This window comes from Xenorhabdus sp. SGI246, from assembly GCF_040838225.1.
Classification (GTDB): Bacteria; Pseudomonadota; Gammaproteobacteria; order Enterobacterales; family Enterobacteriaceae; genus Xenorhabdus; species Xenorhabdus indica.
The window spans coordinates 40,992-64,871 of record NZ_JBFPEZ010000039.1 but is presented as its reverse complement, the minus strand read 5'-3'; the positions used below and the strand labels follow the sequence as shown (position 1 = coordinate 64,871).

The window sequence follows — 23,880 nt, the reverse complement described above, 5'->3', positions numbered from 1 at the left end:
TTCAATCAGTTCACACATTCTTTAAACACTTATGCTGAATAATTATCCTGAATGATTAGTAAGTTCTTATGTTGGCGAGCGGACTTGGTTCCTTGAAGATGTTGCGATGATTCTATTTCTCAGCAACAACAGAGTTCCTTTTCTCCGCACTTATTTCTTTAGTTTGATTTTCTTTAGCTTATCCTGCACCGACAGGCATTAGCTTACTCCATGAAATCTTAGAACATCATTATTTGAACATGTAAACGCACAATAATGCGTGTGAAAACTCACATTAATTAAATGAGAATTGCATTAATTATCATTTAATTGCGATACTAATCACAATAATTAACCTTGAGAAAAATAAAATGCAGGTGAGTTGACCTCCCCTGCATCTAATTTAGTAGATGTTTTCTAATTAGACTTCTCTAACTATTACAGCGAGAAGAAAAATCCGGCAATTGTGGCACTCATCAGGTTAGAGAGTGAACCAGCCAATACGGCTTTCAGACCGAAGCGCGCAATGTCACCGCGGCGGTTTGGTGCCATACCACCCAGACCACCGAGCAGAACGGCAACAGAAGACAAATTAGCAAAGCCGCACAATGCGAAAGAAATAATCACTTTGGTGTGATCAGAAAGTACTTGCAGACCTGCTGCCTTAACTACGTCATCTGGTTTCAGGTATTCACCAAAGCTCATGAATGCAACAAATTCATTCACAACCAGTTTCTGTCCAATAAAAGAACCTGCAACTGTTGCTTCATGCCACGGTATACCAATCAGATAAGCAATTGGTGCAAACACCCAACCCAGAATCAGTTCCATTGACAATTGAGGATAACTAAACCAACCACCGATGCCACCTAGCATACCATTCAACAAAGCAATCAATGCAGTAAATGCCAACAACATTGCACCTACATTCAGAGCCAGTTGCATACCAGATGCCGCACCAGATGCCGCCGCATCAATAATATTAGCCGGACGCTCTTGAGCAGTAACCAGAGACATTGCATCAACAGTATCGTGTGTTTTTTCAGTCTCTGGCACCATCAGTTTTGCAAACAAAAGGCCACCCGGTGCTGCCATGAATGAAGCTGCGATCAAGTATTCCAATGGAACGCCCATGGATGCGTAGCCTGCCAATACAGAGCCTGCTACAGAAGCCAGACCACCACACATAACAGCAAACAGTTCAGATTGAGTCATGGTCGCGATATAAGGACGAACAACCAGAGGGGCTTCTGTCTGACCTACGAAAATATTCGCTGTTGCGGACAGAGATTCTGTACGAGATGTTCCCAACACTTTTCGCAAGCCACCACCAAGAATTTTGATGATAAGCTGCATAACACCAATGTAATACAGAACTGCAATCAGAGAAGAGAAGAAAACAATGACCGGCAGAACACGCAGTGCAAAGATAAAGCCACCGCCGCCAAACAGTTCAAACATTTTGTCGGAAACCAATCCACCAAAGATGAAATCAGTTCCCTTCTGACCATATCCGATTACATTGGAAACACCTTTTGACATTCCACCCAGAATGTCTTTACCTGCCGGCACATAAAGTACAAATGCCCCAATAGCTACCTGAATAAGAAAGGCGCCGAGGACAGTGCGGATTTTAATAGCTCGGTAATTACTGGAGAAAAGTACTGCGATAAAAATCAGCACTACCATCCCTATCAGGCTCATAATGAGTTGCATTGGAAGAATCCCTGTTCACTAAATGAATTAGAAATATGTCAGTTAATTTGTAAGTTCCTACTGACACTGTGTGTGGAGGCGATTATACCTAGTAGTAAAAAAGAACAAGCAACTAACATCACAAATTAATACAGCAAAAAGTAATATAAAAACAGAAAATGAGACCTATATCACATATAACCACACTATTTATTGGGGATTAGATAATATTGCGGAAAAAAAGGGAGAAATAAGAAGATAATGCCAGTTTAATATTATTAATATTTATTTAAAACGGAAGACCATCTTTTACCTGACAAAAATGGCCTGATTTTTATTCAACAGAAACTAGCTTAATGCAAACAGTGTCATGCTATTTTGATAAATTTGGCGGGAAATTTCATCTACAGATTCAGAACGCAATTCACACAATGCAGAAAAAACCTGAACAACTCTTTCTGGTCGGTTTGGTTGCCCCTGAAACCCTGATAAGGGCATATCAGGTGCATCCGTTTCTAACACAAGAGATGACAGTGGTAATCGTGCGATCGTATCTCGCGTCTTTTTTGCTCTCTCATAAGTAATAGTTCCACCAACACCAATGTAAAAACCCAAACGAATAAAAGCCTGTGCCTGAGACAAACTTCCGGCAAAACCGTGGATCACCCCGGTACGTGGCACACTGTGTTTCCGTAACATTGCTGCCAATTGATCGTGGCTTTTGCGGGAGTGAAGTATCACAGGCAATTCATACTTGCTGGCCAGCATGAGCTGCGCTGCTAAGAGTCTTTTTTGCTTTTCAAACTGAGGTTCAGGCATATACAGATCAAGCCCGATTTCACCTACCGCTACACAGTTAGCCTGTTTTTCCTTGAGTTTCCGTTCCAGTTCATCCAGATGCACCTCAAGATGTTCATTGATATACAAGGGATGTAACCCAAACGCAGCATGAATTGCGTCATAGGTAGCGGCCAGATCGGCAACACGTTGAAAATTCAACTGACTGACTGTCGGGACAATGATTTTTTCTACCCCTGTTTGTCTGGCACGCACTAGACTTGCTGTTTCATCATCAGCAAAAGGAGGAAAATCAAAATGGCAATGTGTATCGATAAACATCTACTTATCCATCATGGTAGTTCCCGTCAGTGGAGTCGGGGTAATATCATTCACTTCTGTTGCCTCAATCTCCGGGCTATTCATATCGTCCAAAAAACCATTGTGCCTGAAAGCATTACGGTTCATTCCCTCATGATTTAAACCGTTGCGACAAACACCATAACTTTTACGTTCTGCCAACCCGAATTTACCTCCAACAAAAGTATGTCCGATGGTGGCCAGGAAATACCGCCCACAACGCCGCCCCAAGTGATAATCCTTATCCAATGCACTGATCCTGCTTCCCAGTGCCATTGCCGCTAATGGGGCTGGTGGATAAATTTCAAATACCTGCACATCATCCGGCGGATTTTCAATAAATTGCTGTGTCCGATAGTAACTTTTAGCATGCAACTTCAACATCTGAATCATCTTTTGTGAGCTACTGCTTTCCAGCCAGCGCTCTATGCGTTTAATCCACTGTTGCGTGTAATAGAGCTGTGCAGGCACTGTCCTGACCACCACAATGGTATCTGCACCACGACGATAAGCCTCTTCTACCGGGATCGCATCACAAATGCCACCATCCTGATAAACAGTGCCATCAAGCGCCACGCCATTGCGATAAAAGCCAGGAATGGCACTGGAAGCCTTTATAATCTCCATCCAATTCTTTTCCTCAGGATGAAAATAATTAGCTTCAAAATCATCTGCTCGACAGGCGCACATATAGAATTCACGCCCTGCATCAAAATGCCGCATCGCAATAGGGATATTCAAGGGTGATTTTTCAGAAACGATATCAATATACCAATCCAGATCGATGAGATGCCCGCCCCGGACAAAGCGCAACGGATTAAAAAAGGTAGCATTAGTTGTATAATTTTTAATTACTTTACGGGCATATCCTCTCTGACCACAAATATAAGCAGAAAGGTTCTGGGCACCTGCGGAAGTACCAAGAAATAATTCGAATGGGTTAAAATCAAGCCGGAGAAATTCATCCAATACACCCGCGGTAAAAATTCCCCGCTGCCCACCACCTTCACAGACAAGTGCAATTTTTCCCGCTTTAATCCGTGATGTATAAGCTAACGGCTCTATGTTACCTAGCGTAATCGGAATATGTTTCCCCATAGTCCCCCCTAAAAAGTCAATGTCAGTTTCAAGATGCAATTTGAGTTATACCCTTCGTTTTTCAAGTTGTCTCTTTGTTGATTGCGACATCTCTTGACATCCATTGGGCATATGACTATCTATCAGTATATTGTTATGCAAACAAAGTGCTTGTAAAAAACAGTGTACTTGTAAAAAACAGTGTACTTGTAAAAAACAATGTGGTTGTAAGAACTATTGTGGTTGTAAAAACAATTGTGGTTGTAAAAATAATGTGCTTATAAAACTTGCATTAGATAATGAAGATTAATTCACAAACAGGCAAGCATTTGCTTACTTTCTGAATAGACAGCACATATTGTGCTTCTTGAAAAGTGACTCGCTTAATCAGGTTGGATTTTATTTGGAGAATAGAAATAAAAAGAGTGGCTTATTATCTGCCACTCCATCAAAATACACATTATTTTTTGATAGTTAACGTACTATTGACGAACTTAACACCATCTACTTGATGGGCAACTTTGATCACTCGCTTAACCTGTTCTTCATTTTTGACAAAACCGGAAAGAGAAACTACGCCTTTTTTCGTTTTCACTGAAATATCATTACTATTGATCCCTTTATATTCCAGCAACTTCTCTTTTATTTTGGCAGTAATTACACTATCATCAATAGAATTACCTACTTTTTTCAGTGAGTTATCAATTTTTTCCTCTGCATTCTTGATTGCATTATCAATTTTCTGGCCCGTATTTTCTAACGCTTTATCTTCTAATATTCTCTTTTCTAAAGAATTACCTTCTGTAGTATTGCCTGAAGATGTTTCTGCGGCTGATACGCTGCCATTTATCAATACCAAGCCTAAAACCGAACCTAAAATAACGGCCAGGAGTGAGTGTGTGAACGTTGATTTTTTCATCCTACGACCTTCCCTTAACTAAGCCAAATTGTCAAAAGATGATATATCATCAAATTATGGGGAAGAAATGGGCTTTACAATAAATAACGTATATTTTCTTAAGCCAGAAATTATGCTTCAAATAAAGCATAACCAATATATTTTGGAATGGAGTAACAAATTTAAAAGGGCCAACTATTTGTTAGCCCCGAAAAAATATTAGTGTTCCCGTGTCTTACGAAAAACAATATCAGGATAACGTTCACTGGTCAGATTTAAATTAACCATGGTTGGTGCAATGTAAGTCAGGTTATCGCCACCATCAAGTGCCAGATTTTGCTCATTCTTGCGTTTGAACTCTTCCAGTTTCTTGACATCATTACACTCTACCCAACGTGCAGTAGAAACGTTGACAGGTTCATACAGCGCTTCAACGTTATATTCACTCTTCAAACGAGCAACAACGACATCAAACTGAAGTACACCCACTGCCCCAACGATCAGGTCGTTATTGGTTAGTGGGCGAAATACCTGTACTGCGCCTTCTTCTGATAACTGAACAAGACCTTTCAACAATTGTTTTTGTTTCAGTGGGTCACGCAACCGAATACGACGGAACAATTCAGGGGCAAAGTTTGGAATGCCTGTGAATTTCAGCTCTTCACCCTGGGTAAAAGTATCACCAATCTGAATCGTGCCATGATTGTGCAGGCCAATAATATCTCCCGGATACGCATCTTCGACATGGGAACGATCTCCGGCCATAAAGGTCAGCGCATCTGAGATAACCACATCTTTTTTAATGCGCACCTGACGCAGTTTCATGCCTTTTTCGTATTTACCAGAAACAACACGCAAAAATGCCACACGGTCACGGTGTTTTGGGTCCATATTAGCCTGAATTTTGAAAACAAAACCCGTGAACTTCTCTTCTTTTGCAGTGACTTCACGAGCATCAGTCTGACGAGGCATTGGCATCGGTGCCCATTTAACAAGGCCATCCAGCATGTGATCAACACCAAAATTACCGAGTGCAGTACCGAAAAATACCGGGGTTAATTCACCTTGTAAGAAAGCATCCAGATCGAATTCGTGTGATGCACCTTTGACCAGTTCCAGCTCTTCACGTAACTGATTAACCAGATCCTCACCAACTGCCGCATCCAGCTCAGGGTTATCCAACCCTTTAATAGCCCGGACTTCCTGAATCGTATGCCCCTGACCAGATTGATACAGATAAATTTCATCCTGATAGAGATGATAAACCCCTTTAAATGATTTACCACAGCCAATCGGCCAGGTGATTGGGCTACAGGCGATATTCAACTCGTTTTCCACTTCATCCATCAATTCCATCGGATCGCGGATATCACGGTCGAGTTTATTCATGAATGTCAGGATCGGCGTATCACGCAGACGGGTGACTTCCATCAGTTTACGGGTACGGTCTTCAACACCTTTTGCAGCGTCAATTACCATCAAACAGCAGTCAACCGCAGTCAAAGTACGGTAAGTATCCTCGGAGAAATCCTCATGCCCCGGAGTGTCCAGTAAGTTAACCAGACAATCACTATAAGGGAACTGCATCACCGAGGTGGTAATGGAGATACCACGTTGCTTTTCCATCTCCATCCAGTCCGATTTAGCGTGCTGATTGGAACCCCGGCCTTTTACCGTTCCCGCTTTTTGAATCGCCTGTCCGAACAGCAATACTTTTTCAGTAATAGTCGTTTTACCCGCATCGGGGTGAGAAATTATTGCAAAGGTTCTTCGCTTCGCGACTTCTTGCAAGAATGAGGAATTTGACATTAATTGAAATCTTCTAGTCTACGCGCGGATAACTACCATGTGTGAAGCACAGAATGACACTTCATCTTCGAATCCGGCCTGTTAATCGTGATTGGTGCTTATTTTCGCTGAACTTGGCGTTATAAACAACTAATGATGCTTAAGATGGTATAAAACTCCGTTACTCTCCAAATAACGGCAACGCCATAATAATTGCGTCTTCTTTTCCTGTCGCGGTTGGATAATAGTTTTTGCGAATGGAAACTTCGTTAAATCCCAAATCTTCATACAAACGAACCGCCGACCTGTTTGAACGCCGGACTTCAAGCCATAGTGTATTAATCTGTTTGTGAGGCAATACATCGACCAAGTATTTCAGCAATGTTTTTCCATGCCCCTGTGATTGATATTCAGGACGAATAGCGATATTAAAGAGTGTCGCTTCATCCAAAACACACTGCACTATTGCAAAACCAATCATCTGGTCATTAAGCGTGATTTTGTAATTGAGATAACGTTCTCCCTGATTAGAATAAAAAGTTTTTTCACTCCAGGGAAAAGCATGGCTAGCCTGTTCTATTTGAAATGCAACGGGAAGATCAACGGGAGTTAATAGAGAAATATTCTTCATAATGGTAAATTTGTTGCCAAAGAGCGCGTTTTGCATCCCCATCAAGGGATAAATCATTTAATGCAGGGCTTCTCAAAGAAATCCCCTGTATTGATAAGGTAATATCAACCCCCAACAGCCAGCATGGGCAGTGGATTGATTCCGAAAGTAACTCAACGTCTTTTGTCGTGATGCAATAAACTGATGAGACATTAATCCCCATGGCTGTGAAAATATCAGCAAGTAATGAATGACTTAAGTCAATGTTATCATGGCTAATGATCAACAGACGGGTTGAGTCAGGGATGAGGACAGATAATTCACCTCGCAGGGTCGCAGGGCTACGCAAAACCCATTGGGTAATGCCCAATCGAGTAAGTGATCTGTCACGCTTTGTCATCGTGTTTTATTCCATCTGCCATAAAAAATAACAGGTAATATATACCTAGTAGATTTCAAGTTACAGTCAACAAAACGGCAACTTGAAAGATGAAAGGTATATTATCAGAGGGCTTATCTCTGCGCCAATCAACACGGCATCTCAGATTTGCCCACAGATAATTATTACTAAATAAAGATTTATAAGGAGCTAATCATAGATGTCAGTATTAACACCGGCCAGTGAGGTTATCCTGCGCCATCAAGAGCAATTCAGCTCCCATCATCTGCTTTTTGCTGGTGACCTTCAGGATACTCTGGCAACGGAAATTGAAGCTGCAAGTGTGCGAGTACATACTAATCAATATCATCACTGGCAGTCGCTGATCCGCACACTGGGTGATAATGCCTCGTTTGGTCTTACGGCGGACAGCATATTTGTCAAAGGATGTGATACGCTGATTTATTACTGGCCCAAAAGCAAGCATGAAGCACGTTTCCAACTCCGCAGTCTGTTTTCCATCCTGCCTGTCGGAACCGATGTTTTTATTGTCGGCGAAAATCGCAGTGGTGTCCGTAGCGTTGATAAGCTGATGGAAGGTATTGCCACTTTCCATAAAATAGATACTGCCCGCCGTTGTAGCCTTTTTTACGGTCAACTGGAGCAACAGGTTCAGTTTGATCAGAACAATTGGTGGAACAGCTATCAAGTCGGCGATGTCACCGTCAATACATTGCCCGGCGTATTCAGTCAGGATAATCTGGATGTTGGCAGCCGTCTTCTGCTCTCTACGTTTGATACACCGATTTCTGGCAGCCTGCTGGATATCGCTTGTGGCTCTGGCGTCTTAGCTACGGTGTTGGGTAAAAATAACCCCGGCTTGTCACTGACACTCAGCGATGTCAATGCAGCAGCTCTCACATCCAGTAAAGCGACGTTGAAAGCAAATAAACTGGAAGGGAACGTCATTACCAGTAATGTTTACTCCGCTATCGAAGAAAAATTCGACTGGATCATTTCCAATCCGCCATTCCATGATGGCCTGAAGACAAATCTGTCAGCGGCTGACGATATGATCCGCATGGCCCCCAATTATCTGAAATCTGGTGGTAAGCTTCGGATCGTAGCCAATGCTTTTTTACCTTACCCTGCGCTGCTGGATAGCGCTTTCGGTAAACACGAAGTGATTGCTCAGACAGGTAAATTCAAAATTTATCAAGCCACCAAGAAGTAACGAATCAATTAACCATTGCCCTTCCCAAATGGATGGGCAATACCAGCATGTTGTTTTTTGCATCAATCATGCTTTCTTCCGATAAATAATGATTGACGTCAGCCGTAAAATCTCTAGAATGCGCCTCCATGCTATCTGTTTAAGTGGTTATCTGTTTAAATAGTATCTGAATTTGCGAGGGTGGCGGAATTGGTAGACGCGCTAGCTTCAGGTGTTAGTGTCCTTACGGACGTGGGGGTTCAAGTCCCCCCCTTCGCACCACTGTTAATATTTATCTGCTCATCTCTTATCTGTTTCGTACTGTCTGTCTGTTTTTTCCCCCGTTTCTTATTTCGGTTTTATCCCTGTGATACATCTCATCACTACTCTCAAAAATGAAAGTGGCCTAAGCAACGCAAGCCAGCAAACAGGCTACACGTCACAACAATCCCATCGCATTACGTATGGTAAAAAACAAATCGGTTTGATCCGTTAAACCAACAACATTGGCTGCATAAGGCCCATAAGCGGCAACACGTAATTGTGTTCCGGTATGATTTTGTTCGTCTTTTTCTGAATTGCCATAGCTTACCGTGATGACTGCACCATCTTTGGTAATCAATGAGCGGGTCAGTCCGGGGGATTTAACATCGGGTTCAATAATCTGGCTGGAATGGGCATGATCAGCCGTAACAATAACTAAGGTGTCTCCATGTTGCTTTGCAAATTTCAAACCCACTTGTACAGCATCATCTAATGCCACTGTTTCCCCAATTTGGGCACAAGGGTTAGCTTTATGATCTTGTTTATCAATCGACGCACTTTCCACCTGTAAGAAGAATCCGTTCTTATTAGTTTTCAATAAATCAATCGCTTTTTCGGTCAGTTGTGCCAATGTGGGTTCAGCAGAATTGCGATTAGTGTTAATTTTACACTTCACTGGCGCTTCATTAATGTTGCCATGATAAACCGCTTTTGGCCCTTCCCAGATCACAGCCATGTTGCCATCATTGAACAATCCCAACAGGGGTTTTTTCTGATTAGCCTCTTGAATACCATTTAATGACTTTATATCTGTTACCCATTGATACCCTTGTTCCAGGGCTTGTTGCTTCAGAATTTTTCCTTTATTAACGCCGAATAACGATTGTTGTTCAAAACTTTTAGCACCACCCCCCAAAGTAATATCGGGACGCACAACTAAAAGCTGTTCTGTGATAGAACCTTTACCACCGTTTTCTAAAGCATCAATAGGGCATTTTTCCGAGGTTTCTTGTGGCCCATAGCATTTACGGTTTGTGACATGAGCATACAGCGCGGCAGGTGTAGCATCCTGAATTTCGGCAGTCGTAACATTTCCTGTCGCTTTTCCGTTTTTCTTTGCTAACTCCAGTAATGACTGATGCGCTTTACCAAAAACATCAATGCCCAACGCACCATTATAGGTTTTCGTCCCTGTTGACCACGCAGTGGCAGAAGCCGCAGAATCCGTGACATAGTTTGGTTTCTTTGTTTTTTTATTCAGAGAGTAATGAGTGTATTGCCCAGTAAAAGGCAGTGCATCGATTCCCTTAAAAAAACCACCAGCACCTTGTGAATAATTGCGGGCTAATGTGATTTCAGAATCCCCCATACCATCACCGATAAACAAAATAACATTCTTCGCTTTCTTATTATTCAATGCTGTCTTAAGAGCATTCGTTTGGTCTTCGGCAAGACGGCGGGCACCGCCGAACTGGGTTATATCTCCATGAGCTAAACGGGATTCTGCCACGATGTTATCTGTATTACTGGCTCGTGCAGATAAACAGGTTCCTGACATGAATATAGCGATAATAAATAGGGTAATAGTAAGAGATAGCAAGCTTTTTGTGTAATTACGGAAGGGTATGTGGCAATAAAACATAGAGTGTTCCTTACTTTCAGGGAAATTAAACAAAACACCATGAATATGAATTTATTCCCCGAATAGTGAACACTTAATATGACATTACTGTGAAAGGTTAATAACACATTTATGACAATTTCTTACAATATGTCTTGTAACTCTAGGCATACCTGCAAATTGCAAGAAATAACCTGGCGATTAGGCTCGATATTTTTCAGGTTGCCTCATTGACACTCTCAGTGAAACAACCTGAAATCTGTTAGATATAAATGCCTGTTGCTATCAGTACCGCATCATGACCGATTTCAGTTCTGTGTAATGCTCAATGAACGCCTTACCAAACTCACGACCAATTCCTGAGGCTTTCATACCACCAAATGGAACTGCGGGATCAAGGAACGTGTGCATGTTAATCCATAAAATACCCGCCCGGATACGCGGGATCATGCGCATTGCCTTACTTAAATCGTTTGTCCATAAACTGGCAGATAGGCCGAATGGCGTTGCATTCATCATGCCAATCAGTTCTTCCTCATTATCATAACTGAGGAAAGCCCCTATTGGGCCGAACGTTTCTTCTTTCATTAATGTATCTTCGGCACTTTTCGCACGGATCACGGTTGGCATAACAAAGAAACCTTTCCCCTCCAGTGCACGTCCACCATATATGATTTCATTTCCTTCCTGACGTGCTTTTTCAAACAGAGACAGAATTTTTTCGTAATGCTCTTTGTTTGCCAAAGGTCCCATCTCTGTTGTTTCATCAAGGGGAGAACCAATCTTCATTGCAGACAAACGTTCAGAAAGTAACTTCAAAACCGCATCCATGTGAACTGAGGGAATATAGAAACATTCCGCCGCCGCACAAATTTGCCCCTGATTGACATAACCCGCTTCTAATACTCCTTCAACAATTTTCTCGACGGACATATCCGGCAGGAAAGCCGCTGCATTTTTGCCACCCAATTCCAGCGTCGTACGGAGCAAACGACCATGCTCCATGGCAGATTTACCAATCGACATGCCAACAGGGACTGATCCGGTAAAAGTGACCTTATCACATAGCGGATGGGCGAGTAGTTCCGCACCCACACCAGCACCAGAACCATTGACAATGTTAATCACACCATCAGGAATTCCGGCTTCTTTCGCCAGTTCTGCTACACGCAGCATAGTTAAGGGAGTATATTCACTGGGTTTCAGAACAATCGTACAACCACAAGCTAATGCCGCTCCCAGTTTCCAGATAGCGATCATAATCGAGAAATTCCATGGAATAATCCCAACTACCACACCAACAGGCTCACGGCGGGTAAAAGCGGTATATTGCTCCCCTTTGAACGATGGCAATGAAACATTCAGTGTTTCACCGCTTATTTTGCTCGACCAACCGGCAAAGTAGCGCAAGTATTCAGTAGAAGTACCCACCTCCAGCATACGTGATAACTGAATGGTTTTTCCTGAACACAGACTTTCAAGCTGGGCAAGTTCTTCACTATGTTTTTGCAGTAAATCTGCCAATCTAATCAGGCAGTTGCCACGCTCCATAGGAGAAGTTTGTGCCCATGAACCATGAAAAGCCGTTGATGCCGCTTCCATAGCGGCATTAACTTCTGCCTGACTTCCCCGGCTGACGGTAGCAATCACCTCATTAGATGCCGGGTTGACGACCGAAAAGGTTTTTCCTTTCTGACCACGAACAGCTTGTCCATTGATATAATGGCCATGAGAACGTTGCAAAAAAACTGTAACGGACTCTAGCAAAGTGATTTCACTCATTATATTTCCCTCTTGTCAGTCTGAAACCTGAGCATTGACACATGCCATATAGTGTTTAACGAAGCGTTCACTGGTGATTTCCCACAAGACTTCAGTGCCTTTCACTGCAAACCATGAGTCACCTTCATGGTATTCAACCATAACCCCCGTTTTGACATCCGTCAGTTTCACTGAGCCTTCATAAACTGTTGCCATTTCATCAAAGGGATAAACCATCTTAAATTTCCCTTTGGTACAGGCAAAAATACCGCAAGTCAGGTTATCCGTTGGCTCTCCGTGTATCATTGCACTGCTTGCCTGTGGATCGCCTTCTACAACAATAGAGCCAAGATGGGTGACACTACCAATCGGCATTAGTTCAGGAAGTGCTTTATCTAACAATAACGGCTTTATCATGACTTTTACCTTTCAGAATTTATTGTGCAAAAAAGTTCATGTGCAAAAGATAGTGAAAATCGAAAAATCAATAACACTAACGGCGCCCTTTCCAATAGCCTGACACTTGATGCCAAATCTTTCCGGTAGAAAGAATCAAATGCCTCAATTTATCTTTGCCGATAATATTAGAATGGGGGATAGAGCTTAGCAGTGAATAGCGCTCAGAGCCTTCACTCATACCTTCTGCCAGTATCTTGCAGATAATATGACTTGGCGTCACACCAAAACCGGAATAACCTTGGACGTAGAACACATTGTTATGTTTTGGCAAGGAACCTATTTGCGGGAAAAGATTGGCGCTACAATTCATAGGTCCACCCCATGCTAATTCAATTTTCACATCTTTCAGGTAGGGATAAACATCCAGCATCCACTTGCGATTCCATTCTTTTAAATCCGAAGGAATATATTCGAAATATCTTGTCGCACTACCAAATAGCAATCGGTTCTCTTTGGTGACCCGGTAATAGTTGATAACAGGGTTGATATCACTATATGCTCCACGGATCGGGCTGATTTTTTCTATCAGTTCATCTGAGAGTTCTTCTGTCATTAACTGGAATGCGTAAGTATTAATCGTTTTTTTGTAAATGGTTGGTTCAAGACCATTCAGAAAAGCATTGCACGCCCATAGCATTTTGTTTGCCCGCACAGAGCCCATTGCTGTATGAACGGTAACCCTTGGGCCATATTCCACACTCAAAACCTGGCTATTTTCAAAAATTTTGACACCATACTCTGTGACCGCTTTGGCTTCGCCCAACAATAGGTTCAATGAATGAACATGCCCTCCGCCCATATGTTTCAATGCAGAAGTGTAAAGATTTGAACCAATGACTTTCTTAACTTCTGAACCAGTATAAAGTTCAATCTCTTCATCAGGACTAGCTTCCCGAAATCCTTTCATCCAGCCACGCAGTGTCCTCTCTTGTCGGGAGTTACACCCCAGGTAACTATAACCCTGGCAGAAATCCGCCTTAATATCATATTTGGCGATCCGGTCACGAATAATTCCAGTCCCCATGTTGCTGATTTTAAATATTGTCTCCAGACCTTTCTTACCGACATGGTGTTTAATCCGATCCAAATCATGACCAATGCCAGTCATAACTTGCCCGCCATTGCGCCCCGTTCCACCATATCCCAGAGTCATTCCTTCCAAAATCGCGATATTGGTAATGCCTTTTTCTGCCAGTTCCAGCGCTGTGTTTATACCAGAAAATCCACCACCAATGATAACGACATCGACATCCAGATCTTCTGCCAATGTAGGGAAGCGAAGGTCATATTTTTTGGTTGCTGCATAGTATGTTAATGAATCGATCTGATTGTTCATATTACACCCCGTGAGCATCAGTCCTTTCCCTGATATGCCTGCCAACAGTTTTCTATTCAGGGACGCGTATCGCATTTATTTAAAATCGTTTATTCAAGTAATATTTGTTATTCAATTGAATAACAAAAGGATACGAAAATAAATTATTAATCAGTTAATAAAAATAAGAAAATCTCATCCAAAAACATTTACCCTACATATGAATCACATGCATTAGGAATGCTCAAATTATTTGTTATTAGTGTGTTAATTAAATCACAATAATTAAAGTTATTATTAATAAGTTATGATTTTTATCATGTTATTTTGTGATGGTCGGTAGAAGAATTTTTACTGATGGTGAATTATTCTTGATATGTATATTTGAGTACCGTAATTTTTAGGCACCGTAAAAGGAATAAATATGCTTCCTAAGAAAATTATCCTCGATTGTGATCCTGGTCACGATGATGCCATTGCCATGCTGCTTGCCCATGGAAACCCCGATATCGAACTCTTAGCTGTGACGACCGTTGTTGGTAACCAAACCTTAGATAAAGTTACCCGTAATGCGCTTTCCATTGCCCATATCGCTAACATCCACAATGTTCCGTTTGCTGCGGGATGCCATCGCCCACTGGTAAGAGAGATCAAAACTGCACCTGACATTCATGGTGAAACCGGTCTGGATGGCACTGAATTACCTGATCCTGTAATAAAATTGGATCCCCGACATGCAGTTGATTTGATCATTGATATCATCATGGAACATCCGCCTAAAAGCGTGACGTTAGTTCCAACGGCGGGTTTGACTAATATCGCCCTTGCTGCCCGAAAAGCGCCCCACATTGTTGAAAGAATAAAAGAAGTCGTATTAATGGGAGGTGGTTACCATATAGGTAACAGAAGCGCTGTTGCTGAATTTAATATCTTAATCGACCCTGAAGCTGCTCACATTGTTTTTAATGAAAAATGGCCACTAACAATGGTCGGATTAGATCTTACCCATCAAGCTCAGGCAACCCCAGAAGTGATTGAGGCAATCGCCCGGATAAAAACACGTTCAGCTCAGTTCGTATTGGATGCACTGGAGTTTTATGGAGAAAGTTATCGGATATGGCAAGGCTTCAAGTATCCTCCAGTCCATGATCCCTGTGCAGTTGCTTATGTCATTGATCCTACGGTTATGACTACTCAAAAAGTCCCCGTAAATATCGAGATGACAGGAGCTTTAACGACAGGTATGACAGTCGCTGACTTCCGCGCACCTCCCCCAGAAGACTGTCATACTCAAGTCGCCGTAAAGCTGGATCAAAACAAGTTTTGGCAGATGATCATTGATGCCCTAAACAATATTGGGGAGACAGCGCTCTGATAACATCATGCACTATATTCAATATCACCTTTGGGCATACCATTCACGAAGCCCAAAGGTGGTTTTACGCCACAGAGTTTAGACAGTCTCTTCTCATGACTAATGAGATAATTTGTAGAAATTTTAATTAGGAGTGACGGAAGTCTCAAAACTGAACAGTTCATTCAACTCAATTTGCAATCCATTCGCAATGACATAAATAATTTCTAGGGTAGGATTTCTGACACCACGTTCAATGCCGCTGACATAAGTTCGATCCAAGCCACATTTATCGGCAAAAGCCTCCTGCGACATCCCAGCTTCCTTTCTGAGATATCTAATTCTTTGTCCAAAAACGGATTTGATGTTGTTCGATGTTTTCATCCGATAAGTATCGATTCATGTTACTTATCCGACCACGGACTATGAGTCACATTTAAATCTTAGTTATGTTATTATATGTGACTCATAGCCTACAATTAATTCATTTCTTTTTAATTGAAAAATGACAGGTAACAGGAGAACTTAAGAATGGAAAATAAAGATTGGCATTCCGCTGATATCATCGCTGAATTGAAAAAAAGAGGCACAACATTATCAGAAGTATCACGTACTGCCGGGTTAGCATCATCAACACTTGCCAATGCTCTACAACGCCACTGGCCAAAAGGAGAACGTCTTATCGCAGCCGCATTAGGACTTACACCGGAAGAGATATGGCCTTCTCGTTATGAGAAAAAATAAGCAAAGATGAGACCCAGCATTATGCTGGGTTCATTGACAAATCATCAAACCTTACTGACAATCAACTGGTAAGTTTCAGGCCAATAATACCAACAATAATCAGGACAAGACTCAATATCCGGGCAAAATTCGCAGATTCCCCCAATACCATGATACCGAAGATCGCAGTACCTACAGCCCCAACTCCTGTCCATACTGCATAGGCAGTTCCTGCTGGTAAGTTTTTCATGGCATAAGCCAGTAATCCTACACTGACACTCATCGCACTGATAGTGATTAGACTCGGAACTAAGCGAGAAAAACCCTGAGTGTATTTCAGTCCCACAGCCCACACAACTTCAAGTAAACCCGCGATGAGAAGTATCAACCAAGACATGCCTTTTCACCTTATCTCTAATGGAAAATTATCCAATGAAAAGCGGGGCCGTCCCCAATCAGATGGCGTTTATCCAGGTCGTCCCAGATAACGATTAGAAATGCAACAGAATTATAACTATCAGATCAGAGAGTCGCAACGTGTAACAAAATCGAGTACAACAAAAAACCGCAACCTCTAGACGAAGAGGCTACGGTTTTTTTAAAATAACGATACGCGATTATTTAACGCGGGAAACGTATTCGTTAGAACGGGTATCAACTTTAATGACTTCACCAATCTGTACAAACAGAGGTACTTTCACTACCGCGCCAGTACTCAGAGTAGCGGGTTTACCACCAGTACCTGCGGTATCACCTTTCAGGCCCGGATCAGTGTCAACAATTTCCAGTTCAACAAAGTTTGGTGGAGTAACAGCGATAGGACGGCCATCCCACAGAGTCAGAATACATTCTGCCTGATCGATTAGCCATTTAGCATTGTCACCAACGGCTTTCGCATCCGCAGCTAACTGCTCGAAAGTTTCGTTGTTCATGAAATGCCAGAATTCACCGTCGTTGTACAGGTAAGTCAGGTTGATATCCATAACATCCGCACTTTCAACAGAGTCTGTTGATTTAAAGGTTTTTTCCAGCAGTTTACCAGAAATCAACTTACGAATACGGACGCGGGCAAATGCCTGCCCTTTACCAGGTTTAACAAATTCACTGTCAAGAATAGCGCACGGCTCGCCATCTAACATGATTTTAAGACCTGAACGGAATTCATTGGTACTATAAGTAGCCATGGAGATCCTCTAATTTTTAACGAAATGGCTTAGCCAAAAATGGCACACATTATAACCCATATTCACTCTGCCAGAGAAGTCTGGCTACAACAACTTACGGATGTTATTACTGATCCCAATGAGTTGTTGCAACTGTTGTCCCTGAGCACGCACGCCATATTAAAAGAAGGCAATGAAGCGCGGCGTCTATTTCCTTTACGTGTGCCAAGAGCATTTGTATCACGAATGAAAAAAGGTGATCCGCGAGATCCCTTATTATTACAGGTTTTGACTGCACGAGAAGAGTTTGATACTCCAACTGGTTTTTCTACTGATCCATTAGATGAACAACATCCAGTGGTTCCCGGATTGCTGCATAAGTATCGCAACCGTGCTTTATTACTGGTCAAAGGAGGCTGCGCGGTAAATTGCCGTTACTGCTTCCGACGCCATTTCCCTTATCAAGATAATAAAGGTAATAAAAACAACTGGCACGCAGCACTTAATTATATTGAACAGCATACTGAACTGAATGAAATTATCTTCTCCGGTGGTGACCCGCTTATGGCGAAAGATCATGAACTGGATTGGCTAATTACTCATCTTGAATCTATCCCGCATATTAAGCGATTACGTATTCATACCCGCTTACCTGTCGTCATCCCCGACAGGATCACTCTTTCATTATGCAATCGCCTGGCACAATCAGATTTGCAAGTGGTTATGGTAACTCATATTAACCATGCAAACGAAATTGATGATACTTTTCGCAATAGCATGATGCGATTGAAACAAGCAGGAGTAACGCTATTGAACCAGAGCGTCATATTGCGTGATGTAAATGACAATGCCGATACTCTGGCAGAGTTAAGTAATGCGTTATTTGATGCGGGTATTTTACCTTACTATATCCATGTGCTGGATAAAGTTCAGGGGGCTGCACATTTTCTTGTCACAGATGAAGAAGCAAAATCCATTATGAGAGAGTTACTGTCTAAAGTCTCCGGCTATTTGGTTCCGCGTCTGACAAGGGAAATAGGAGGAGAACCGAGTAAAACACCTCTGGATTTAGGCTTAGGGCAGCATTAATTCATCAAGATGATGTTCAGTCATCACTGATTCAACAAACTCACCGTCGAAAATATGTCATAATGGGCAGTGCACAGAAATTCAAACGATCAGGTCAATTATCGTGTTACAAAACGTTTTTCTGGACATTGCCCAAATTGCATCATGTTCTTTTGTTGTGCCTTCTTACTGATACCTAAGAACATTTATAGACTTGTCCAACCATTTTGCTATCAAGAGGAACAAAGCTACCCAACAAATTTTCTGATGGGCTATTTGCACCATAAATAACATTTCCCCCCATTGCAGCCGCTTTATTACGTAAATCATTAGCTGCACCACGCATAGAGCTGCTCTCATTACCAACACCATTGAACCAGTTGCTCTGAGTACCCGTCACTTCACCTAACCGCTGACATTCACTACCCGGCTGAGTATCCACAAAACGTACATTAGAGCCAGCGGAAGTTAATTGATTATTCGTTGTGCAACCAGCCAGCAGCAGTACTGACATTCCGAGCAAAATTTTAATTCGCATTTCTTCCCTCATCGGTTATTGGAACTTATACCACAATGATAAATATAACCTTTTGTATTTAATTAAAAGCAAAAAGTAAAAAGGCGAGTAGATATTTTCTGCTCGCCTTCAAACTTTTATACTAATGGACAGGTAATTCCATTATCAGGATGAACAGCACTACATCATACCGCCCATGCCACCCATACCGCCCATGCCACCAGCTGCGCCTAAGTCAGCTTTGTCATCTTTTGGCAGATCAGTGATCATCGCTTCAGTCGTGATCATCAGACCAGCAATAGAAGCTGCGAATTGCAGTGCAGAACGTGTTACTTTAGTTGGATCCAAAATACCCATTTCGATCATGTCGCCGTACTGTTCAGTTGCAGCGTTATAACCGTGGTTACCCTGACCTGCTTTCACGTTGTTCACAACAACAGATGACTCTTCACCCGCGTTGTCTACGATCTGACGCATTGGCGCTTCCATTGCACGCAGTGCAACACGGATACCTACGTTCTGATCTTCGTTGTCTCCAACCAGATCTGCAATAGCTGCCGCTGCGCGAACCAGAGCAACACCACCACCAGCAACAACACCTTCTTCTACTGCTGCACGAGTTGCATGCAGAGCATCATCAACACGTGCGCGTTTTTCTTTCATTTCAACTTCAGTTGCTGCACCAACTTTGATCACAGCAACACCGCCTGCCAGTTTCGCTACGCGCTCCTGCAGTTTTTCACGGTCATAGTCAGAAGTTGACTCTTCGATTTGTTGACGGATTTGGCCAACGCGCGCTTCAATTGCACTTGCTTCACCTACGCCATCAATGATAGTAGTCGTGTCTTTGCTGATAACGATACGTTTTGCCTGACCCAAATCTTCCAGAGTTGCTTTTTCCAGCTCCAGACCGATCTCTTCAGAAATCACAGTACCATTAGTCAGAATAGCGATATCCTGTAGCATTGCTTTACGGCGATCACCGAAACCTGGTGCTTTAACCGCTGCAACTTTTACGATACCACGCATGTTGTTTACAACCAGAGTAGCCAGTGCTTCGCCTTCAACATCTTCAGCGATGATAACCAGAGGCTTGCTCGCCTTAGCTACGCCTTCCAGAACTGGCAACAGTTCACGGATGTTGGAAACTTTTTTGTCTACCAACAGGATGTATGGGTTTTCCAGCTCAACAGAACCTGCTTCAGGTTTGTTGATGAAATAAGGAGAAAGGTAACCACGATCGAACTGCATACCTTCAACAACGTCCAGCTCGTCTTCCAGACCAGTACCTTCTTCAACGGTGATTACACCTTCTTTACCGACTTTATCCATCGCTTCTGCGATCAGTTTACCTACGGTTTCGTCGGAGTTTGCAGAGATTGTACCAACCTGTGCAATGGAAGTGGAATCAGAGCAAGGTACGGACAGTTTCTTCAACTCTTCAACCGCAGAAATTACTGCTTTATCGATACCGCGTTTCAGATCCATTGGGTTCATACCAGCAGCAACTGCTTTCAGACCTTCGGTGACGATCGCTTGAGCCAGTACAGTTGCAGTGGTTGTACCGTCGCCCGCTGCATCATTAGCTTTAGAGGCAACTTCTTTAACCATCTGTGCACCCATGTTCTCGAATTTGTCTTCCAATTCGATTTCACGTGCTACAGAAACACCATCTTTAGTAATTACAGGTGCGCCAAAAGATTTATCCAAAACAACATTACGGCCTTTAGGACCCAAAGTCACTTTAACTGCATCAGCCAATACATTCACACCACGCAACATTTTGCTGCGAGCATCATTACCAAATTTTACGTCTTTAGCTGCCATTGTGTCTTTCCTTTAAATTCGTTCAATTAAGAAGATCTAAGCGTAGTTTTTTCAATTACGCTTCAACAATTGCCAGAATATCGCTTTCAGACATGATCAACACTTCTTCGTTATCGATCTTCTCTGTTTTAACACCATAACCTTCGTTAAAAATAACGATATCACCCACTTTAACATCCAGCGCTTTCACATCGCCGCTTTCCAGGATGCGACCATTGCCAACAGCCAGAACTTCACCACGGGTAGATTTGCCCGCAGCAGAACCAGTCAGAACGATTCCGCCGGCAGATTTTGATTCAACTTCTTGACGTTTGACAATAACGCGGTCATGTAATGGACGAATTTTCATTGATAGATCTCCTATAAATAAAGTCCATATCAGGTAAGAGAATTGATACCAGAACCCAATAGAACCAGTACCATGAAGCTACAAATTGGGGCATATAAGCAGTACTTCAAGGGGGGATAGCAAAAAATATTTCACTTTTTTATTACCCTCTGAAATTTCAGACAACACAAGCCAAAATTATTTCTTGTTGTAACTATCATCATGGTGTTTTTGGTCATCATGTTTTTGATCATCACGAGTAATAGTATAGGAGGCATCATCTTGCTTACGCTGATACTCTCCTTCAAATGTTTGCCCGCGACCATTATCCTGACCATTTCCTCTACGGACATTCGTGCGGTACAAGGTAATATGTGGCAGTAATTTTGCTGTCAGTAATTTTTGCACGGGAGACAGCAACAACAATAACCCAAGAAAATCGGTAAAAAAGCCGGGGAGCATTAACAGGAATCCGGCTATCACTAAAGAAACACTTTTAACGGCTTCTGCCGCTGGGCTTTCTCCGGCAGCAATTTTCTGCTGCATTGTCATAAAATTTTTGATTCCCTGATTACGGACAAGGGAAACACCAACACAAGAAGTCAGAACCACCAATAACAGGGTTAGCAAGACCCCGACTTCAGAAGCAATGCGGACGAACAGAACTGATTCTATATAAACCAACAGGCATATCAGGATAAGAGGGAGCCAGCGCACGTTGTTCTCCTTTAATTGAGGCATAGTTTAGTTGAGGTATAGTTTAATTGAGACATAGTTGAGGCAACCTAAAAGATGAAGGGAATAAATTGGCATTTTCATCCGATTATAAATACAGTCTTCTTCCTTATGACCATGTTCATTAATAATAACTCTCCAGATGATACGTCCAGATAACATAGTGTGGGGATAACAATAACGGTTTTCAATACTTGTCCCGCTTGACTTTTAAGCTGAGTAACCGTGACCTTAATCACACATATGCCATTTCATTAAATAAAATCGTACTATAAAGTGATCCAGGTTCAAGGCATTTCTAACAAATCCAAATATGATCGCGCCAGCAATTTAGTGGTAATTAGTTAATATCACAGCAATTGCTATCGGCAACATTATCTCAACAAACACATAACAAACAGTAAAAACGTATCCAATCTTAAGAAGGTTCTCATGTCAAACAACATTCGTATCGAAGAAGACCTGCTAGGTAAACGTGAAGTCCCTGCTGAAGCCTATTACGGTATTCACACTCTACGTGCGATTGAAAACTTCTATATCAGCGACCGCTCCATCAACGACGTACCTGAATTCATCCGTGGCATGGTAATGGTGAAAAAAGCGGCAGCGCTGGCAAACAAAGAGCTCCATACTATTCCCGGCAAAGTTGCAGATATCATTGTCAAAGCCTGTGACGAGCTGCTCAACACTGGTAAATGTATGGATCAGTTCCCGGTTGACGTTTTTCAGGGCGGTGCAGGCACCTCACTAAACATGAATACGAATGAGGTATTGGCAAATATCGGTCTTGAACTGATGGGGCATCAGAAAGGTGAATATGAGTACCTGAACCCTAATGATCATCTGAACAGAAGCCAGTCAACCAACGATGCTTATCCTACTGGTTTCCGTATTGCTGTCTACAACTCAATCATGCAGTTGATCGATTCTATTGAATTATTAAAAGCAGGCTTCGACAAAAAAGGTATTGAGTTCGATGACATTCTGAAAATGGGCCGTACTCAGCTACAAGACGCTGTGCCGATGACTTTGGGTCAAGAGTTCCGTGCTTTCTCTATTTTATTGAAAGAAGAGACTAAAAATATCACCCGCACAGCGGAATTGCTATTGGAAGTCAACCTCGGAGCAACGGCTATCGGTACTGGTCTGAATACAGCCCCCGGCTACCAGAAACTGGCTGTGGAAAAATTGGCAGAAGTCACTGGTCTGCCTTGTGTACCCGCAGAAGACCTGATTGAAGCAACTTCCGATTGTGGTGCTTATGTCATGGTTCATGGAGCACTGAAGCGTCTGGCAGTAAAAATGTCCAAAATTTGTAACGATCTGCGTCTACTCTCTTCCGGCCCACGCGCTGGTCTGAACGAAATCAACCTGCCAGAATTGCAGGCAGGCTCTTCCATTATGCCAGCCAAAGTGAACCCAGTGGTTCCAGAAGTTGTTAACCAGGTTTGTTTCAAGGTTATTGGCAACGATACCTGCATTACCATGGCCGCAGAAGCAGGTCAATTGCAATTGAACGTGATGGAACCAGCCATTGGTCAGGCAATGTTTGAATCCATTACGATTCTAAGCAATGCATGCCGCAATCTGGTTGAAAAATGTGTTAATGGTATTACAGCCAATAAAGATGTATGCGAAGGCTTTGTCTTTAACTCTATCGGTATCGTAACCTATCTGAATCCATTCATCGGTCACCATAATGGTGATATCGTAGGTAAGATCTGTGCAGAAACAGGTAAAAGTGTTCGGGAAGTCGTTCTGGAGCGAGGGCTACTGACAGAAGCACAATTAGATGATATTTTCTCTGTTGAGAACCTAAAACATCCGACTTATAAAGCAAAACGTTTTGATAACTAATTAAATGATTATAATAACGAGTTCGTCTTAATTTTTAAGGCACGCTATTCCAACCGGAAGCGTGCCTTTTTAATTGGCAGCAAACACAAATTATTAACCATAGATTTTCATA

Annotated in this window: 23 protein-coding genes and 1 tRNA gene; 6 read left to right on the top strand and 18 right to left on the bottom strand. The window is 42.3% G+C overall.

The features are described 5' to 3' along the window. Positions 1 to 417 precede the first annotated feature (417 nt). The 7 genes from ABLA85_RS09295 to ABLA85_RS09265 form a co-directional block, all read right to left on the bottom strand. On the bottom strand, positions 418 to 1,683 hold the full coding sequence (locus tag ABLA85_RS09295; protein ID WP_367963613.1) for a NupC/NupG family nucleoside CNT transporter: 1,266 nt from the start codon (positions 1,681 to 1,683) through the stop codon (positions 418 to 420). 339 nt (positions 1,684 to 2,022) lie between these two features. Beyond that, positions 2,023 to 2,793 (bottom strand): TatD family hydrolase, encoded by a 771-nt coding sequence (locus ABLA85_RS09290; protein ID WP_367963381.1) that lies wholly within the window; start codon positions 2,791 to 2,793, stop codon positions 2,023 to 2,025. Then, on the bottom strand, positions 2,794 to 3,909 hold the full coding sequence (locus ABLA85_RS09285) for a patatin family protein (protein WP_367963380.1): 1,116 nt from the start codon (positions 3,907 to 3,909) through the stop codon (positions 2,794 to 2,796). Positions 3,910 to 4,348: 439 nt separating this feature from the next. Then, positions 4,349 to 4,807 (bottom strand): BON domain-containing protein, encoded by a 459-nt coding sequence (locus tag ABLA85_RS09280; RefSeq protein ID WP_367963378.1) that lies wholly within the window; start codon positions 4,805 to 4,807, stop codon positions 4,349 to 4,351. A 198-nt stretch (positions 4,808 to 5,005) separates the two neighbouring features. After that, on the bottom strand, positions 5,006 to 6,595 hold the full coding sequence (prfC, locus tag ABLA85_RS09275) for a peptide chain release factor 3 (RefSeq protein ID WP_367963376.1): 1,590 nt from the start codon (positions 6,593 to 6,595) through the stop codon (positions 5,006 to 5,008). A gap of 160 nt (positions 6,596 to 6,755) precedes the next feature. Next, positions 6,756 to 7,205 (bottom strand): ribosomal protein S18-alanine N-acetyltransferase, encoded by a 450-nt coding sequence (rimI, locus tag ABLA85_RS09270; RefSeq protein WP_367963374.1) that lies wholly within the window; start codon positions 7,203 to 7,205, stop codon positions 6,756 to 6,758. Then, positions 7,174 to 7,584, bottom strand: a complete 411-nt coding sequence (locus ABLA85_RS09265) for a DNA polymerase III subunit psi (protein WP_367963372.1) — start codon at positions 7,582 to 7,584, stop codon at positions 7,174 to 7,176. Before ABLA85_RS09265 ends, rimI begins: the two co-directional genes overlap by 32 nt. 199 nt (positions 7,585 to 7,783) lie before the next feature. On the opposite strand from ABLA85_RS09265, the gene rsmC reads away from it, so the two are divergent. Together rsmC and ABLA85_RS09255 are read left to right on the top strand one after the other, a co-directional pair. Beyond that, entirely contained in the window at positions 7,784 to 8,797 is a 1,014-nt protein-coding gene (gene rsmC / locus ABLA85_RS09260; RefSeq protein ID WP_367963371.1) for a 16S rRNA (guanine(1207)-N(2))-methyltransferase RsmC, read from the top strand. A gap of 174 nt (positions 8,798 to 8,971) precedes the next feature. Then, positions 8,972 to 9,058, top strand: a tRNA-Leu gene (locus ABLA85_RS09255). Between the two features lie 157 nt (positions 9,059 to 9,215). On the opposite strand, the gene phoA is transcribed toward ABLA85_RS09255, so the two are convergent. The 4 genes from phoA to ABLA85_RS09235 all read right to left on the bottom strand — a co-directional run bounded on the left by phoA (position 9,216) and on the right by ABLA85_RS09235 (position 14,217). Continuing rightward, the gene (phoA, locus tag ABLA85_RS09250; protein ID WP_367963369.1) at positions 9,216 to 10,682 is read right to left on the bottom strand and encodes an alkaline phosphatase; all 1,467 of its coding nucleotides are present in this window, start codon (positions 10,680 to 10,682) and stop codon (positions 9,216 to 9,218) included. A 264-nt stretch (positions 10,683 to 10,946) separates the two neighbouring features. Next, positions 10,947 to 12,443 carry an aldehyde dehydrogenase family protein gene (locus ABLA85_RS09245; protein WP_367963367.1) on the bottom strand — a complete coding sequence of 499 codons (1,497 nt, stop codon included), beginning with the start codon at positions 12,441 to 12,443 and terminating at the stop codon, positions 10,947 to 10,949. Positions 12,444 to 12,458: 15 nt separating this feature from the next. Further along, on the bottom strand, positions 12,459 to 12,839 hold the full coding sequence (locus ABLA85_RS09240; protein WP_367963364.1) for a cupin domain-containing protein: 381 nt from the start codon (positions 12,837 to 12,839) through the stop codon (positions 12,459 to 12,461). Between the two features lie 76 nt (positions 12,840 to 12,915). Further along, entirely contained in the window at positions 12,916 to 14,217 is a 1,302-nt protein-coding gene (locus ABLA85_RS09235) for an NAD(P)/FAD-dependent oxidoreductase (RefSeq protein WP_367963362.1), read from the bottom strand. Positions 14,218 to 14,620: 403 nt separating this feature from the next. Between ABLA85_RS09235 and ABLA85_RS09230 the strand changes: the two genes are divergently transcribed. Beyond that, positions 14,621 to 15,571, top strand: coding sequence for a nucleoside hydrolase (locus ABLA85_RS09230; RefSeq protein ID WP_367963360.1), 951 nt, complete (start codon positions 14,621 to 14,623; stop codon positions 15,569 to 15,571). Between the two features lie 123 nt (positions 15,572 to 15,694). Here ABLA85_RS09230 and ABLA85_RS09225 read toward each other — a convergent pair whose 3' ends face one another. Then, entirely contained in the window at positions 15,695 to 15,934 is a 240-nt protein-coding gene (locus ABLA85_RS09225; protein ID WP_072032531.1) for a helix-turn-helix domain-containing protein, read from the bottom strand. Between the two features lie 147 nt (positions 15,935 to 16,081). On the opposite strand from ABLA85_RS09225, the gene ABLA85_RS09220 reads away from it, so the two are divergent. Continuing rightward, positions 16,082 to 16,294, top strand: coding sequence for a helix-turn-helix transcriptional regulator (locus ABLA85_RS09220; RefSeq protein WP_038260439.1), 213 nt, complete (start codon positions 16,082 to 16,084; stop codon positions 16,292 to 16,294). A gap of 61 nt (positions 16,295 to 16,355) precedes the next feature. On the opposite strand, the gene sugE is transcribed toward ABLA85_RS09220, so the two are convergent. Beyond that, positions 16,356 to 16,670 carry a quaternary ammonium compound efflux SMR transporter SugE gene (gene sugE, locus ABLA85_RS09215; protein WP_367963358.1) on the bottom strand — a complete coding sequence of 105 codons (315 nt, stop codon included), beginning with the start codon at positions 16,668 to 16,670 and terminating at the stop codon, positions 16,356 to 16,358. A gap of 220 nt (positions 16,671 to 16,890) precedes the next feature. Beyond that, positions 16,891 to 17,457 (bottom strand): elongation factor P, encoded by a 567-nt coding sequence (gene efp / locus ABLA85_RS09210; RefSeq protein ID WP_047683220.1) that lies wholly within the window; start codon positions 17,455 to 17,457, stop codon positions 16,891 to 16,893. 39 nt (positions 17,458 to 17,496) lie between these two features. Between efp and epmB the strand changes: the two genes are divergently transcribed. Beyond that, positions 17,497 to 18,525 carry an EF-P beta-lysylation protein EpmB gene (gene epmB / locus ABLA85_RS09205; protein ID WP_367963356.1) on the top strand — a complete coding sequence of 343 codons (1,029 nt, stop codon included), beginning with the start codon at positions 17,497 to 17,499 and terminating at the stop codon, positions 18,523 to 18,525. 175 nt (positions 18,526 to 18,700) lie between these two features. Here epmB and ABLA85_RS09200 read toward each other — a convergent pair whose 3' ends face one another. The 4 genes from ABLA85_RS09200 to ABLA85_RS09185 all read right to left on the bottom strand — a co-directional run bounded on the left by ABLA85_RS09200 (position 18,701) and on the right by ABLA85_RS09185 (position 21,893). Further along, complete coding sequence (locus ABLA85_RS09200; protein WP_367963355.1) at positions 18,701 to 19,042, bottom strand: DUF4156 domain-containing protein; 342 nt, start codon at positions 19,040 to 19,042, stop codon at positions 18,701 to 18,703. A gap of 159 nt (positions 19,043 to 19,201) precedes the next feature. Next, positions 19,202 to 20,848: a chaperonin GroEL gene (groL, locus tag ABLA85_RS09195; RefSeq protein ID WP_367963353.1), complete on the bottom strand. Its 1,647-nt coding sequence runs from the start codon at positions 20,846 to 20,848 to the stop codon at positions 19,202 to 19,204. A gap of 55 nt (positions 20,849 to 20,903) precedes the next feature. Then, positions 20,904 to 21,197, bottom strand: a complete 294-nt coding sequence (locus ABLA85_RS09190) for a co-chaperone GroES (RefSeq protein ID WP_099137326.1) — start codon at positions 21,195 to 21,197, stop codon at positions 20,904 to 20,906. A gap of 177 nt (positions 21,198 to 21,374) precedes the next feature. Next, positions 21,375 to 21,893, bottom strand: a complete 519-nt coding sequence (locus tag ABLA85_RS09185; RefSeq protein WP_367963351.1) for an FxsA family protein — start codon at positions 21,891 to 21,893, stop codon at positions 21,375 to 21,377. A 450-nt stretch (positions 21,894 to 22,343) separates the two neighbouring features. On the opposite strand from ABLA85_RS09185, the gene aspA reads away from it, so the two are divergent. Continuing rightward, the gene (gene aspA, locus ABLA85_RS09180; RefSeq protein WP_367963349.1) at positions 22,344 to 23,768 is read left to right on the top strand and encodes an aspartate ammonia-lyase; all 1,425 of its coding nucleotides are present in this window, start codon (positions 22,344 to 22,346) and stop codon (positions 23,766 to 23,768) included. Positions 23,769 to 23,880: the final 112 nt, after the last annotated feature.

What these genes read in the sequence shown, in the direction of transcription:
- ABLA85_RS09295 (WP_367963613.1), bottom strand. Translation starts at nt 1,683, where the DNA reads ATGAGCCTGATAGGGATGGTAGTGCTGATTTTTATCGCAGTACTTTTC.
- ABLA85_RS09290 (WP_367963381.1), bottom strand. Translation starts at nt 2,793, where the DNA reads ATGTTTATCGATACACATTGCCATTTTGATTTTCCTCCTTTTGCTGAT.
- ABLA85_RS09285 (WP_367963380.1), bottom strand. Translation starts at nt 3,909, where the DNA reads ATGGGGAAACATATTCCGATTACGCTAGGTAACATAGAGCCGTTAGCT.
- ABLA85_RS09280 (WP_367963378.1), bottom strand. Translation starts at nt 4,807, where the DNA reads ATGAAAAAATCAACGTTCACACACTCACTCCTGGCCGTTATTTTAGGT.
- prfC (WP_367963376.1), bottom strand. Translation starts at nt 6,595, where the DNA reads ATGTCAAATTCCTCATTCTTGCAAGAAGTCGCGAAGCGAAGAACCTTT.
- rimI (WP_367963374.1), bottom strand. Translation starts at nt 7,205, where the DNA reads ATGAAGAATATTTCTCTATTAACTCCCGTTGATCTTCCCGTTGCATTT.
- ABLA85_RS09265 (WP_367963372.1), bottom strand. Translation starts at nt 7,584, where the DNA reads ATGACAAAGCGTGACAGATCACTTACTCGATTGGGCATTACCCAATGG.
- rsmC (WP_367963371.1), top strand. Translation starts at nt 7,784, where the DNA reads ATGTCAGTATTAACACCGGCCAGTGAGGTTATCCTGCGCCATCAAGAG.
- phoA (WP_367963369.1), bottom strand. Translation starts at nt 10,682, where the DNA reads ATGTTTTATTGCCACATACCCTTCCGTAATTACACAAAAAGCTTGCTA.
- ABLA85_RS09245 (WP_367963367.1), bottom strand. Translation starts at nt 12,443, where the DNA reads ATGAGTGAAATCACTTTGCTAGAGTCCGTTACAGTTTTTTTGCAACGT.
- ABLA85_RS09240 (WP_367963364.1), bottom strand. Translation starts at nt 12,839, where the DNA reads ATGATAAAGCCGTTATTGTTAGATAAAGCACTTCCTGAACTAATGCCG.
- ABLA85_RS09235 (WP_367963362.1), bottom strand. Translation starts at nt 14,217, where the DNA reads ATGAACAATCAGATCGATTCATTAACATACTATGCAGCAACCAAAAAA.
- ABLA85_RS09230 (WP_367963360.1), top strand. Translation starts at nt 14,621, where the DNA reads ATGCTTCCTAAGAAAATTATCCTCGATTGTGATCCTGGTCACGATGAT.
- ABLA85_RS09225 (WP_072032531.1), bottom strand. Translation starts at nt 15,934, where the DNA reads ATGAAAACATCGAACAACATCAAATCCGTTTTTGGACAAAGAATTAGA.
- ABLA85_RS09220 (WP_038260439.1), top strand. Translation starts at nt 16,082, where the DNA reads ATGGAAAATAAAGATTGGCATTCCGCTGATATCATCGCTGAATTGAAA.
- sugE (WP_367963358.1), bottom strand. Translation starts at nt 16,670, where the DNA reads ATGTCTTGGTTGATACTTCTCATCGCGGGTTTACTTGAAGTTGTGTGG.
- efp (WP_047683220.1), bottom strand. Translation starts at nt 17,457, where the DNA reads ATGGCTACTTATAGTACCAATGAATTCCGTTCAGGTCTTAAAATCATG.
- epmB (WP_367963356.1), top strand. Translation starts at nt 17,497, where the DNA reads ATGGCACACATTATAACCCATATTCACTCTGCCAGAGAAGTCTGGCTA.
- ABLA85_RS09200 (WP_367963355.1), bottom strand. Translation starts at nt 19,042, where the DNA reads ATGCGAATTAAAATTTTGCTCGGAATGTCAGTACTGCTGCTGGCTGGT.
- groL (WP_367963353.1), bottom strand. Translation starts at nt 20,848, where the DNA reads ATGGCAGCTAAAGACGTAAAATTTGGTAATGATGCTCGCAGCAAAATG.
- ABLA85_RS09190 (WP_099137326.1), bottom strand. Translation starts at nt 21,197, where the DNA reads ATGAAAATTCGTCCATTACATGACCGCGTTATTGTCAAACGTCAAGAA.
- aspA (WP_367963349.1), top strand. Translation starts at nt 22,344, where the DNA reads ATGTCAAACAACATTCGTATCGAAGAAGACCTGCTAGGTAAACGTGAA.